This window comes from Azospirillum tabaci, from assembly GCF_014596085.1.
GTDB classification, from domain to species: domain Bacteria; phylum Pseudomonadota; class Alphaproteobacteria; order Azospirillales; family Azospirillaceae; genus Azospirillum; species Azospirillum tabaci.
In genome coordinates this window covers 51,651-65,609 of the sequence record NZ_JACCJY010000036.1, presented here as the reverse complement: position 1 = coordinate 65,609, position 13,959 = coordinate 51,651, and the positions used below count along the sequence as shown (strand labels likewise).

General features: G+C 71.4%; 8 protein-coding genes. 4 read left to right on the top strand and 4 right to left on the bottom strand.

Annotated features, from left to right (window positions below; genetic code table 11):
• Together H0B54_RS25305 and H0B54_RS25300 are read right to left on the bottom strand one after the other, a co-directional pair.
• On the bottom strand, positions 1–1,679 hold a 1,679-nt coding region (locus H0B54_RS25305), incomplete at its 3' end, for an SH3 domain-containing protein (RefSeq protein WP_188262622.1).
• Between the two features lie 318 nt (positions 1,680–1,997).
• On the bottom strand, positions 1,998–4,733 hold the full coding sequence (locus H0B54_RS25300; RefSeq protein WP_188262621.1) for an SUMF1/EgtB/PvdO family nonheme iron enzyme: 2,736 nt from the start codon (positions 4,731–4,733) through the stop codon (positions 1,998–2,000).
• A gap of 258 nt (positions 4,734–4,991) precedes the next feature.
• Here H0B54_RS25300 and H0B54_RS25295 point away from each other — a divergent pair, with 258 nt between their 5' ends.
• Entirely contained in the window at positions 4,992–5,252 is a 261-nt protein-coding gene (locus tag H0B54_RS25295) for a DUF3126 family protein (protein WP_094306360.1), read from the top strand.
• A gap of 123 nt (positions 5,253–5,375) precedes the next feature.
• On the opposite strand, the gene H0B54_RS25290 is transcribed toward H0B54_RS25295, so the two are convergent.
• Together H0B54_RS25290 and H0B54_RS25285 are read right to left on the bottom strand one after the other, a co-directional pair.
• Positions 5,376–5,990, bottom strand: a complete 615-nt coding sequence (locus tag H0B54_RS25290) for a hypothetical protein (RefSeq protein ID WP_188262620.1) — start codon at positions 5,988–5,990, stop codon at positions 5,376–5,378.
• Between the two features lie 333 nt (positions 5,991–6,323).
• Positions 6,324–6,743 carry a cupin domain-containing protein gene (locus tag H0B54_RS25285; RefSeq protein ID WP_188262619.1) on the bottom strand — a complete coding sequence of 140 codons (420 nt, stop codon included), beginning with the start codon at positions 6,741–6,743 and terminating at the stop codon, positions 6,324–6,326.
• A 174-nt stretch (positions 6,744–6,917) separates the two neighbouring features.
• On the opposite strand from H0B54_RS25285, the gene H0B54_RS25280 reads away from it, so the two are divergent.
• Genes H0B54_RS25280 through H0B54_RS25270 form a run of 3 tightly spaced genes read left to right on the top strand, consistent with a single transcriptional unit; the run spans position 6,918 to position 13,931 of the window.
• On the top strand, positions 6,918–12,335 hold the full coding sequence (locus H0B54_RS25280) for an AMP-binding protein (RefSeq protein WP_188262618.1): 5,418 nt from the start codon (positions 6,918–6,920) through the stop codon (positions 12,333–12,335).
• A complete protein-coding gene (locus H0B54_RS25275; RefSeq protein WP_094306364.1) occupies positions 12,332–13,105 on the top strand; it encodes an ABC transporter ATP-binding protein in 774 nt (257 codons plus the stop codon). The genes H0B54_RS25280 and H0B54_RS25275 overlap by 4 nt, the downstream gene beginning before the upstream one ends.
• Complete coding sequence (locus H0B54_RS25270; protein ID WP_188262617.1) at positions 13,098–13,931, top strand: ABC transporter permease; 834 nt, start codon at positions 13,098–13,100, stop codon at positions 13,929–13,931. The genes H0B54_RS25275 and H0B54_RS25270 overlap by 8 nt, the downstream gene beginning before the upstream one ends.
• Positions 13,932–13,959: the final 28 nt, after the last annotated feature.

Sequence of the window (13,959 nt, the reverse complement as noted above, 5' to 3'; positions counted from 1 at the left end):
GCCTGGGCCTCGCGCGCCTTCGCCTCCGCCCCGCGCCCGGCGGTGGCGGAGCGCGACGCGCGGGAGGCGGCGTTGCGGCCCGCCTGCACGGCGTCGCGGTAAGGTTCGGCCAGCCCGGCGGCGAGCGGGTCGGCACCGGCGGTGGAGCGCCCTGCGGCGCCCTCCCCGCCGCCCTCGGGAAGGGCGGCCAGCCTCGTCGGGCCGGTCGTGCCGGACAGCGCTCCGGCCGCCGGATCGACGTCACCGCGGACCACCGTGGGCGGAGGGTAGGCGCTGGGCGCCGCGCCGCCCATGGACACCGCCTCGCCCGACCGGCCCGACAGGGTTCCAGCGGTGACGTAGCCCTCCTGCCCCGACGAATCCCGCACCAGCACCCAGCCGGTGTCGGGAGCGGCCTGGAGCAGCGTCACCCGCTGCCCCTGCTCCAGATCGCGCAGGCTGCGGGCGCCCAGCACCGGGCGGGCGAACAGGTTGGCGTCGCGCGCCACCGTGTAGACGCCAGGCGTCAGCGCCCCCGCCTGGGGGGATTGTTGGGTCTGGGACGGTTGCTGGGACGGTTGCTGGGGCTGGGGCTGCGCCTGCGGTTGGGCGGAGGCCACCGGCACCTCCTCCGGCTTGGCGAGGTTGCTGGCGAAGGCGAAGCCGGTCTTGCCGTCCTGCTCGACGCGCAGCCAGCCGCCGTTCCGCCGGGTCCGCCCGGTGACCGCGACCTCGCTGTCCCGGCGCAGCGTGCTGACCACCGCCGCCTTGGTGTCGGGACCGGCGCGCAGGTTGGTGTCGCGCGTCACCACCCGCTTCTCGTTCAGCGGGTCGACCTCGACCTCGGCGACCGCCGGGGCCGCCGGCTTCTCCTCGAGCCGCTGCGGCAGCGGTTTCGGTTCGACCACCTTCGGTTCGGGAGCCGTGGACTCGGCGGGCGGCGCTTCCTCCGTCCGGGCGACGGCGGGGGCGGACGGCGCGCGCGGGCCGGGCACCAGCACGAGATCGGCGCTCAGCCGGTCCTGGAGCCAGGGGTGCTGCGCCCCGCGGGTGCGCCCGACGACGGTGCGGGCGACCTCGGCCAGGGCGTCGCGCAGCGGCACGCCGGGCTTGACCATTTCCTGCGCCAGAGCGGTGGAAAAGGCGTCCGCCCCCTTGGCGGACGGTGCGGCGGGCGGCGTGCCGGGCCGGTGCGAGTAGACGACGAACAGGTTGTCGAGCGCCGCCGGGGCCGCCAGCGCCGGCTTCACGGAGCGCCCCTCCTCGCCCATCGCCGACGCCAGCCGGTCGGCCAGCGGATGGGCGGGCACCGGGTCGAACACGGCGACGGCCTTGCGCCCGCTGCGCTGGATCTCCTTCAGCGCGTAGTCCAGTTCGATGGTGTCGAAGATCACGTCGTATTCGGAGCTGAGTTTGGCGTCCACCGGCACCAGGAACCCCTTGGCCGACAGGCTCAACGCCACGCCGGAGTAATAGAGGAAGCCCAGGTCGGCCTGCCCCAGCGCGTCCTGGAACCGGCTCAGCGCCGCGACCATGCCGCGGTGGTCGAGGTTCTCGGCGGCGGTGACGGTGAAGCCGGCGCGGCGCAGCGCGTCGGCCACGACCGCCGTGTTGGCGCCCACCCCGGCGGCCGGGCCGCCCTCCTGGTACTGCGCGTTGCCGATCACCAATGCGACGCGCTTGTCCTCGGCAAAAGCCATGGAGGCAAAGGCAACGTTCGCCGTCACCACAACCAGCGCAACATTCCAAACGGCGCTCCGGGGCCAGCGCAACACGTCGATACCCTCCACCTGATTTTCTCTTTGACCACCCCTTTAGGGAGTCTTAGGGCGCGGCGGCTGTAACGATTTTGGTCGAAGCCTCCGCCGGCCTCTCATCATCGGGCCGTCCGGTCAGCGGATCGCCAAGCCTTCGAACGGTCAAGTCTAGCGCATTGGCCCGACACCAATTTCTGCAATTTCGGGGGCGCCGCGGTCCCATCCGCAGACGGTGCGTCCCACCAACGAACGGGGCGAGAGTCAGTTCAGGTCGCGGGCCACCCGCAGCCCGTCGGCGATGTACCGCACGTCGGCGTCGTAGCCGATGCGGGCGGTGACGGCGATGGCGTCCTGCCCGTCCCGCCAGGAGCCGCCGCGCAGCACCCGCTTGCGGCAATCGCCCTCCGTCCAGGCGCTGCCGTCCGTCGGGGCGCCCTTGTAGCCGGGGTTCCAGCAGTCGGCGACCCACTCCGCCACGCCGCCGCTGGTGTCGTAGAGGCCGAAGGCGTTGGGCTGGAAACCGCCGACCGGCGCCGGCAAGGAGCGGTCGGCGGCCCCGCCGCAATCGCGGCAGTTGGCCAGCCGCGCGCCCGGCGTCAGGCTGTCCCCCCAGGCGAAGCGCGCCGCGCTGCCGCCGCGCGCCGCATACTCCCATTCGGCCTCGCTCGGCAGGCGGTAGCGCTGTCCGGTCTTGCGGCTGAGCCACTCGGTGTAGGCCAGCGCATCCTCGACATGGATGTTGTGGACCGGCGTGTCGTCAGTGGCGTTGCGCATCCGCGGCATGGCGGGGCAGCCGCCACCCTCCACGCAGGCCCGCCAGTTGGCGACCGTCACCTCATAGACCCCTATGGCGAAGGGTCGGGCGAAGGTGACGCGGCGGGGCGGGCGCTGGCTCGGGTCGCCGCGCTCGCTGCCCATGACGAAGCTGCCGGCGGGGATTCGCATCATCGGCGGGCATTCCGGGCAATCCTGGAAGCTGCCGCCGTTGCCCTGCGCCCGCCCCTGCGACCCCCCGGACTGGGCCGGCGCGGCGAGCGCGAGGCGCTGGCGGTCCTCCGGTCCGGCGGGGCGCAGCGCGGGGCCGCGGACGAAGCCCTGCACGCCGCCTTGGCTGCCGTCATCCAGGGCGACCCGGTACCAGTCGGCGTCGGCCACCCGGCCCAGCACCCGCACCGCGCCGTCCTTGGCGAGGGCGCCGACCCGTTCCGACCGCGCGTCCGGCCCGGCGCGCAACTCGGCATCGGCGACGGCGACATACATGCCCTCCCCGGCGGTGTCGAGCTGGAGTTCCGGTGGCGGCGCGGCCTTGCCGTTGGACGCTCCGTTGCCCGACGACCCGCTGCTCCCCGCCCCGCCCCCGGAGGTGACCGCCGCGACCTTGGCCGATTCGGCACGCAGCCGGTTCAGCCGGTCCCGCGCCGGGGCGGCGAAGGGACCGGAGCCGAACAGCCGCAGGAAGGCGTCCAGCGCGTCGGCATCGCGGCTGTCGCGCACGCGGCGCCACAGCGCCTCCTCCAGATCGGCCTGCGGCGGGGCGGCCCCGGCCTCCTCGACCTCCAGAAGCGCGCTCATCGTCGTGCGTCCGCCGCGCCCGTCCTCGACCAGCACGCTGAACACCCCGGCGCGGCCCGTGGGCGCCCGTTCCGGGTCGAAGGTCAGGGCGGTCAACCGGTCCGGCGCCAGTCGGTCGCCCGGCTTCAGCGGGGTGGTGCCGTCGCGGACCTTGCCGCGTTCCGGGACGGTGCTGACGGTGAAGGTCAGCGAGTCGCCGTCCGGATCGGTGGGGACCTCCAGCCGCAGGCTGTTGACGACGGCGCGCACGCTGCGCTCCGCGACGGCGACCGGCGGGCGGTTGCTCGGCTTGATGAGGATCGGAACGGCGCCCCGCGCCACGCCGCCGCGCCCGTCCATCACCGCGAACTCGAAGCTGCCGGCGTCGCCCAGATGGGTGGCGTCGGCCCGGAAGGTCGAGGCGGTGAGCTGGTCAAGCGTCAGATAGTCGCCAATCAGCACCACCCGGTCGCCGATGCGCACCCCGCCGCCGCGTGGCAGGCCGGTCACCTGGGCGAAGAGCTGGTCGTTGTCGGGATCGCTGGGCCGCGCGATGCCCAACCCTTCCGTCCCGCCGCGGTCGAACACCTCCAGCGTCTTGAGGGCGGCGAGTTGCGGCGGGCGGTTCTCCGGCAGCGGGTTGAAGTAGAAGGGGGCGGCCCCGAGCGAGCCATAGAGGAACGGCTCCTGCCGGCCCTGGGTGATCTGCATCACGTCGTCGCGCACGCGGCGGAAGAACAGGCTCAGCTCCAGCCCCGGCACCTCGAAATTCTTCAGCAGCGACGCGGTGTAGGGGCTGTGGTCGCCCTGCCCGTCCTCGGCCACCGCGTCGGCGCGGGTGGCCATGGCGACCAGCGTGTCGGTCGGCGTGTCGTCCACGCGGGCGAAGCCGGAATGCACCTCCGTCCGCTTGGTGCCGGACCGCACCAGCCGGTCGGCGAAGGGGTTGTTGCGGCAGGCGTCCAGGATCAGGATGCCCAGCTTGCGGGCCTGGGCCAGCTCGCCCATCGGCAGGTTCAGGGGCAGCGCTTCGTAGACCAGATCGCGCTCGCGCTCCAGCCGGGCGTCGGCGGGGATCAGGAAATTGGTGCCACCCACCTGCATGCCGTGGCCGGCGAAATAGAGCAACGCCACGTCGGCCTGCGCCGCCTGGATGCCGAAGCCGCGCAGCGCCTCGGCCATGCCGCGGTTGTCGAGGTCGTAGCGCTCCTCCACCGCGAAGCCCAGCTTGCGCAGGGCCGCCGACATGGCGCGGGCGTCGTTGCGCGGGTTGGGCAGTTCGGTGGCGTGGCGGTAGGCGCCGACGCCGATCACCAGCGCGATGCGCTGCTCCGGCGCTGTGGCCGCCAGACCGGGCGCCACCCACGCCACCATGGCCAGCAGAAGGCCCGCGGTGATCGCCAGGACGAAGCGGCACGAGACGAAACGGAGAAAGCGCACAGCCATGGTCACCCCATGCCATGGTCACCGGACGGTGGAGCATGGCGCCCCACTTTCCATTCCACCCAGTATTTGACCGTGCCTCCCGGAACAAGAGGACAAATCCGGCTAACGGCTCTCCACAGGCGGGGGCATGATCCCCCGCAAGAAAGACGGAGCGCCCGAAGGGCGGGATCGGCGAATGCGCGATCCGGGGCGATGTTGTGCTTTCCCTTTGCCCGAAAGGTTTCTATATGACCCCTTCGACAACACAGGGATCATGCCATGCCGCCCGCCAAGCCGACGGTCGCCAAGATGACCGAAACCGAAATCGCCCGTGTGCAGACCTATCTGCGCAAGACGCTCGGCAACGACAAGATCATCATCCAGCCGCCCGAGAAGGCCGGCCAGTCCGCGGAGGTCATGCTGGGCGACGAGTTCGTCGGCACCCTGCACCGTGACGTGGACGAGGGTGAGGTCTCCTACGCCCTGCACGTCGTCATCCTGGAAGAAGACCTGCCGGCAGCCCCGACGGCCCGTCGCTGAGCCACGTCCTTCAGGCGTCTTTCCAGCGCGGTCCTCTCCCGCCCCGCGGCGGGAGGGGCGCTTGCCCGCGCGCCGATGGAACTCAGGGCAATCGAACTCGGGCAACCGAACTCAGGGCAAACATCAGCCCGGCCGGCTGTGGCGGCGCAGTTCAGCGGCCAGCCCGGCCATCAGCGTCTCCCCGCCCGACAGGGTGAGGCCGCGCACCAGAATCAGCGCCGGCAGATTGTTGCGACGCAGCAGAAGAAGCCGGTAGCCGGCGCGCCGCCGACGCCCTCTCCCCGGTTTTCCGTCCTCCTCCGCATCCACCTCCCCCCCGGCCAGCGCCAGTTCCTTTTGGTGCTGCTGCAAGGTCATCGTCTGGATGCGGGCCACGAACAGCGGACGTTTGCCCTGCGGCGGATAGAGCGCCACCCCGCGGATCGTGTTGTGGGGAACCAACTGCCCATGGGCGGTCAGTCCCTCCGGCGCCACGACCAGCCGCACGGCGCTGCGCCGCGCCGCCCGCAGCAGCGTGATCACCCACATCAGCAGAAGCGGCACCGCGCACAGGACACCCAGCCAGCGCAGCATCGAGGCCGTCGGCTCCAGCGTCAGTTCGGCCACCACGACGAAACCGGCCAGCAACAGGGCGGCGTAGAGCAGATGGGCGTAGCGCTGGGGCGGCACGCTGGACGGCGACGCCTCGAACACCGTCGCCTGCCCCTTGTCTTCGCGGGAGATCTCGACCTCGGGCATCCCGTCCGCATCCTCATCACGCCGCCGTACGCCGTCCTAATACCTCCGACGCGCCCAACATGCCAGAACAGCGGCGCCCACCCGCCTGTCCAGCGATCCGGTCACCTGTCCAGTCTTCCAGACAGGTGCGGTCGGGAGGCCCTCCCCGAAAGCACGGAAAACCGCCCGCCGGGAGCCCACCCAAGCGCTGGCATGGGCATTGCTTTCCTTTGCAACGAAGCGTCCTGTGGCCGCGTCGTTCCCTGTGGCCATGGCGGCGATTCCTCCAAAGCATCTGGCCGGCCGCACCGTCGTTTGTCGCGACGGGTGCGACCGGCACTTTTTTGGCGGAAGTCAGTCCCCGGCGGGTGCTTCGGCCCCCTCGGTCGGGAAGTCGGCGGGGAGCGTGATCTCCAGCATCTCCAGATCGTCGGAATGTGCGATCTCGACATGCCGGATGCCCGGCGGCTGGTGCACGCAGGAGCCGGCCTGCAACAGCACCTCCCCCACGCCTTCGTAGGCGAACTTCACCCAGCCCTTCAGCACGTAGACCATCTGGAAATCCAGCGCGTGCCGGTGCCAGCCGCCATGCGACGGCTCGCCGGGGCGGGCGCGGATGACGTGGGCATTCGCCTTGCCCGCCGTGGCGGCGCGGATGCCCAGGTCGCGGTATTCGAAGAAAGGCCGCAACCCGTCGCGCTTGAAGTCCGCCGGATCGGCGTGGCTGACCGCGAAAGTCACCGAATCGTTCGCAGGCGCGTCGTTTTTGGACATGCCGTTTCCTCCCATCCTCATTGATTGCACCGAGTATGACCGAAAGCCGCGTATACGGCATACCCCCGCCGCGCACGGCGCCATTGCGGCGGATGCAGGGCGCCGCGCTATAGTGATGCCCGCCGCGCACAAGACGTGGCCGCCAAGGAAGAAATGCCCGATCGGGAGGAAAGCATGGACCACGCCATTGCGGAGTCAGCCGGACAGCCGCCGCTGCCGCAGGACATCGCCGTCAACCCCATCCGCTCCGCCGCGGACTGGCAGAGCCAGCGCGCCGCCTGCGCCGCCGATCCCGGCGCCTTCCACGGTGCCATCGCCGCACAGACGATCCACTGGTTCGACGGCGCGCACTGGCTGATGCGCGGGGCGGACGGCGTGTGGCGTGGCTGGAACGCGGCAACGGGCGAGGCTGCGGAGCAGGCGGACTGGACGCCCTGGACCCAGGCCTTCGACGGGTCGGAGGCGCCCTTCTACCGCTGGTTCGCGGGCGGGATGACCAACGCCGCCTTCAACGAGGTGGACCGCCACGTCCTGTCCGGCCATGGGGCGGAAACCGCCTACTGGTACGAGGGCGACCGCTGGGACGCCGCCGCCAACGGCGGGCGCGGCGGCCCGGTCCATCACGTCACGCTGACCCGGCGCGAACTGCTGATCCGCTCCGCGCTCGCCGCTCTGGCGCTGCTTGGGCTGGGCCTGCGTCAGGGTGACCGCATCGCGCTGAACATGCCCAACATCCTCGACCAGATCGTCTGGACGGAGGGGGCGAAGCGCCTCGGCGTCATCTACACAGCCGTCTTCGGCGGCTTCTCCGACAAGACGCTGTCCGACCGCATCGAGAACGCCGGCGCCCGCGTCGTCATCACCGCCGACGGCGCCAGCCGCAACGCCGAGATGGCCCCCTTCAAGGAGGCCTACAGCGACCCGGCGCTCGACCGCTTCGTCGCCCTGCCCACGGCGCTGCGCATCACCGAGGAGGTCCTGCGCGCCAAGCTGGGCGACACCGCCCTGATGGAGCCGGTGCGCCGCGGGCTGGAGGGTGAGATCACCGTCGCCCCCGCCGACGTGATGCGGGAGCTGGGCCGGGCGCTGGACCGCGCCGGGACGCTCGACGCCGCCACCGTGGCCGACCTGCGCGCCAGCGTCGCCGAGGCGCTGACCGCCGCCCCGCCGCGGGTCGAAGCGGTGATCGTCGTCCGCCACGCCGGGCTTCCCGACATTCCCTGGACCGAGGGCCGCGATGTCTGGGCGCACGAGCTGCTGGCGAAGGCCGAGGCGGAGCTGTGCGCCGCCGCCGGCCTGCCGGATACCGGTCTTCCGGGCATGGACGCGCTGCGCGCGCTGGACGACCGGGCGCTCTACGCCGCCGTGGCGAAGGCCGTTCCCTGCGTCCCGGTGGATGCCGAGTATCCGCTGTTCATCATCTACACCTCCGGCTCAACCGGGAAGCCGAAGGGCGTGGTGCATGTCCATGGCGGCTACGTCGCCGGCCTCGCCCACACCATGAAGGTCAGCTTCGACGCCCTGCCGGGCCGCGACGCGATCTACGTCGTCGCCGATCCCGGCTGGATCACCGGGCAGAGCTACCTCATCACCGCCAGCCTCGCCGCCCGCATCCCCGGCATCGTGACGGAGGGGGCGCCGGTCTTCCCCAACGCCGGGCGCTTCGCCTCGATCATCGAGCGGCACAAGGTCACCATCTTCAAGGCGGGCGTGACCTTCCTGAAGACGGTCATGACCCACCCGGAGAACCGCGCCGACGTCGAGCGCTACGACCGCAGCAGCTTGCGCGTCGCGACCTTCTGCGCGGAGCCGACCAGCCCCGCCGTCCAGGCCTTCGGCATGGCGGTGATGACGCCGCAATACATCAACAGCTATTGGGCGACCGAGCATGGCGGCATCGTCTGGACCCACCCCTACGGCAACCCCGACCAGCCGCTGCGCGCCGACGCCCACACCTACCCGCTGCCCTGGGTTCTCGGCGACGTCTGGGTTCCCGAGAGCGAGCCGGACGCCGCCGGCCGCGTCGCCTTCCGCTCCGCCGAAGCGGAGGAGAAGGGCGAGATCGTCGTCACCGCCCCCTATCCCTACCTGACCCGCACCATCTGGGGCGACGCGGAGAATGTCGGGAAACCCGGCTGGAAGGGCGATTTCGACCGTTTCGTGACGACCTATTTCGGGCGCTTCCGCGATGCCAAGGGCCAGCCGGTCTGGGCCTACCTGCAAGGCGACTTCGCGCGCAAGTACGAGGACGGCAGCTTCAGCCTGCACGGCCGGTCCGACGACGTGATCAACGTGTCCGGCCACCGCATGGGGACGGAGGAGATCGAGGGCGCGATCCTGCGCGACAAGCAGATCAACCCCGACAGCCCGGTCGGCAACGTCATCGTGGTCGGCGCCCCCCACCGCGAGAAGGGCCTGACCCCGGTCGCCTTCGTCCTGCCCGCCAAGGGCCGCGACCTGACGGCGGACGACGAGCGCCGGCTGAAGGATCTGGTGCGGCAGGAGAAGGGCGCGGTCGCCGTCCCCTCCGACATCCTCGCCGTCCCGGCCTTTCCCGAGACGCGCTCCGGCAAGTACATGCGCCGCTTCCTGACGGCGATGATGAACGGGGAGCCGCTGGGCGACACCTCCACGCTCCGCAACCCCGAATGCCTGACCGACCTGGAGGCGCGCATCGCCGCCTGGACGCGCGGCCAGCAGCGCGCGGAGGAACAGACCCTCATCGAGCGGCAGCGCTTCCTGTCCGTCCAGTACGACCGCCTCGCCGACGGCGTGCGCCTGGCGACCGTCACCATCGACAACCCGCCGGTCAACGCCCTGTCCGACCGCCTGCTCGACGAGCTGGACACGCTGGTCGCCCATCTTGCCCGGCGGAGCGACGTGCGCGCCGTGGTGATCACCGGCACGGGCCGCAACTTCGTGGCCGGCGCCGACATCCGCCAGCTTCTCGACGAGGTGCGGGACGAGGGCGAGGCCCGCGCCCTGCCCGCCAAGGCCCACGCCGTCTTCAGCGCCATAGCGGCGCTGGACAAGCCGGTGTTCGCGGCGATCCGCGGCGTGGCGCTCGGCGGCGGCTGCGAGCTGGCCATGGCCTGCCATGTCCGGGTGGCCGATCCCCGCGCCCGGCTGGGCCAGCCGGAGATCAACCTGTTCCTGCCGCCGGGCTACGGTGGGACGCAGCGCCTGCCGCGCCTGCTGCTGCGCAAGGACCCGGAGCGGGGGTACGGGCGGGCGCTGGAGATCCTGCTGTCCGGACGCCAGATCGACGCCGGGACGGCGCTGGAGTTTGGGCTGGTCGATGTGGTGGCGCGCGGGGCGGACGACGCGCTGACGCTGGCGAAGGCGATGGCGCGCGATGCGGCGCTTCGCTCCAATACCCTCTCCCCCCTGGGGAGAGGGGAGGGTGAGGGGGTTGCGCATGTGCCGGACACCACGCCACGCGCAGCCCCCTCACCCCAACCCTCTCCCCAGGGGGGAGAGGGGGTAAAGCGCCTCCTTCGCCAAGCCCACAGCGTCGGCCGCGGCCCCGTCGCCGACACCATCGTCCAGCTCGTCGACACCGGCCTGCGCGACGGGTTCGACGCCGGCACCGAGGCCGAGATCGCCGCCTTCGCCCGCTTCCTCCTGGACTCCGACAACGGCGCCAAGAAGGGCATCGCCCTGTTCCTGGAGAAGAAATCGCCGCCCCTGCCCGCCCGTCCGCGGCGCGACAGCCGCGACGGCGTGCTGCCCATCGGCAGCCCCTTCATCCCCGGCGCCACCCCCCTGCCGCGCTGGCAGCTCGCCCAAGCCGTCGTCCGCGACCTGGAGACGGGAGCCGCCGCCCATGGCGACCCGGTGCAGGCCGAGACGGAGGTGGTCATCCCCGTCCCTGAGCCCGGCCCCAACCAGGCGCTCGTCTACATCCTCGCCTCCGAGGTCAACTACAACGACGTCTGGGCGCTGACTGGCATCCCGATCTCACTGTTCGACGAGCATGACGAGGACGTGCACGTCACCGGCTCCGGCGGCGTCGGCATGGTTGTGCGCATGGGCGAGGCGTTGCAGGCGCAGGGGCGGCTGGCGGTCGGCGATCTGGTCGCCGTCTATTCCGGCGTCTCCGACCTGCTGGACCCGGAAGCCGGGTCCGACCCCATGTTCACCGACTTCCACATCCAGGGCTATCAATCGCCGGACGGCAGCCACCAGCAGTTCATGCTGGCCGACGGGCCGCAGCTCTTCCCCCTGCCGCCCGGCCTCGCGCTGGAGGAGGCGGGCAGCTACATGCTCGCCGCCGGAACCGGCTACCGCGCGCTGTTCACCGCCCTCGACGTCCAGCCGGGCAAGCGCCTGCTGGTCGAGGGTGCGGCGGGCGGCACCGGCGCCTGGACGGTGGAGCTGGCGCTGGCCCGGCGCATGAAGGTGACCGGCATGGTGTCGTCGGAACGCCGCGCCGCCGCGATCCGCGCCCGCGGGGCGGAGGCGGTGGACCGCTCCGTCGCCGAGGCCGCCTTCACCCGCATCCCCGCCGACCCGGCGCACTGGGCGGCGTGGGAGCGCGCGGGCCATCCCTACATCGACGCGCTGCGCGCCGCCAATGGCGGCCAACTCGTCGACTACGCGGTCAGCCACGCCGGCGAGACGACCTTCCCGCGCACCTTCCAATCGCTGGCCGAGGGCGGCGCACTGACCTTCTTCGGCGCTTCCAGCGGCTACCACATGACCTTCCTCGGCAAGCCCGGCACCGCCGAGCCCGCCGGGATGCTGCGCCGCGCCCGCCTGCGCCCCGGCGAGGCCGTGCTGGTCTTCTACGGCGCCGGAGCGGTGGGGCTGCGCGACGACATGGCGCTGTCGGCCATCGAGGCGGCGCGCGAGTCCGGCGCCCGCGTCTGCGTCGTCACCGACCGGGATTCCGAGCGCGACTTCGTGCTGTCGCTGGGCTATGGCGAGGCGCTGGCCGGCGCCGTGTCGCTGGCCGAGATCAAGCGACGCGTGCCGCATTTCGACTGGCCCGACACTATGCCGGACCTGCCCGACCCGCAACGCGAGACCGCAGCCTTCAAGGAGGCCGTGCGGCTGTTCACCGAGGACACCTTCAAGCCACTGGGCCAGGCGGTTGGCCGCATCCTGCGCGCCGCCGACAACCCGCGCGGCATGCCCGACGTGGTGGTGGAACGGGCGCGGCGCGACACGCTGGCCGTCTCCACCATGCTCGTGAAGCCGCACACGGGGCGCGTCGTCTATTGCGGCGACATGAGTGGTCGTCGCTACAGCTTCTACGCGCCGCAAGTGTGGATGCGCCAGCGCCGCATCCTGATGCCATCCGCATCCATCGTCGGCACACATCTTTCGAACGCTGCGGAAATCGCAGGGCTGAACCGCGTCATTGCGTCGGGGGCGGTCCGTGTGCCAACGACATACCTCGGCGCCTGGGACGAGCTGCCCACGCTCCATCAGGCCATGTGGGAGAACCGTCTGCCGGAAGCGACCGGCGGCGCCGCCAAGGCCGTCGTGAATCACGCGCTGCCGGAGGCGGGCCTGACCTCGCGCGACGAACTGCTGATCGCCTGGGCGGGGGCACATCCCGGCAAGGCCACTGGAAAGGGACAATGAGGCTTATCATCAAGGACCTGTGTCACCGCTACGACGACCTCGTCGTGCTGGACGGCATCGACCTGACGGTGCAGGAGGGGGAGGTTCTGGCCGTCATCGGCCCGTCGGGCTGCGGCAAGTCCACCCTGCTCGGCATCGCCGGCGGCATCGTGGCGCCCACCTCCGGCACCATCGCGGTGGCGGGCGAGGTGCCGGACGGCTGCCTGAACCCGATCACCTTCATCTTCCAGGACTTCGCCCTGCTGCCCTGGCGCAGCGTCGAGGACAACCTGTCGCTCGTCCTTGAACACCACCCGCTGTCGGCGGCGGAGCGGCGGGAGCGCATCGAGTCCGGCCTGCGCCGCATGGGGTTGTGGGACTTCCGCAAGGCGCTGCCCAAGCAGCTGTCCGGCGGCATGCGCCAGCGCGTCGGCATCGCCCGCGCGCTGGCCGTTCGCCCGGCCATGCTGCTGCTGGACGAGCCGCTGTCGGCGCTCGACGCCCAGACGCGCGAGCTGCTGATGGAGGATTTCCTCTCGCTCTGGCAGCGCGAGCGGACGACCGCCCTCTACGTCACCCACAATCTGGACGAGGCGCTGCGGCTGGCCGACCGGGTCGTCGTGCTCAGCCGCCGTCCGGGCCGCCTGCGCGAGATCGTGACCATCGAGGAGCCGCGCGACCAACGGCTGGAGCCCTCCGCCCAGGCCCATCTGGCGGAGGTGCGCGACCGGCTGTGGCACCTGATCCGGGCCGAGGCCCAACTGGCCGACCGGGAGATCGCCGATGCCTGACACCCCTTTGACCAGCACCAGTCTCCCGCTTCAGGATCGCTCCCCGTCGCAACCCGTCCGCTTCCGCGGCGGCGGCTTCACGGTCAAGGGGCACCGCTGGGCGGCGCTGCTCGCCTTCGTGGTCCTGATCGCGGTGTGGGAGTCCACCAACCGCTTCGGGCTCGTCAGCGAGCTGTTCCTGCCGCCGCCGAGCGCGGTCGCCTCGGCGCTCGCCGCCATGGCGCAGGACGGTTCGCTGTGGCAGCACCTGAAGGCGTCGCTGATGCGCATCGGCGTCGGCTGGGTCATGGGCACGGTCGCGGGCATGGCCGTGGGCTTCGCCATGGGCATCGGTTCGGTGGCGCGGGCGGTCGGCGTGCCGCTGGTGTCGGCCTTCTTCCCGATTCCGAAGATCGCGCTGCTGCCGCTGTTCATCCTGTGGTTCGGCATCGGCGAGCCGTCGAAGTTCGCCACCATCGGCTTCGGCGTCTTCTTCCCGACCGTGATCGCCACCTACAGCGCCATCGATTCGGTGCCGCGCAACCTGATCCGCATGGCGCAGAGCTTCGGCCTGCCCTGGGCGTCGATCCTGCGCAAGATCGTGCTTCCCGGCGCCCTGCCCGGCATCCTCGCCGGCTTCCGCATCACCGCCTCCATCGCGCTGATCCTGGTGGTCGCGGCGGAGATGATCGGGGCGGAATACGGCATCGGCGCCTTCGTCCTGACCGCCGGCAACCTGATGCTGACCGACCAGCTCCTGGCCGGCGTGCTGGTTCTGTCGCTGCTCGGCCTGAGCATCGGGACCGTTCTGTCCATCCTGGAACGCCGCCTGCTGAAATGGCGGTGAGAAAAATGATTATTGAGAAAGGGAGACT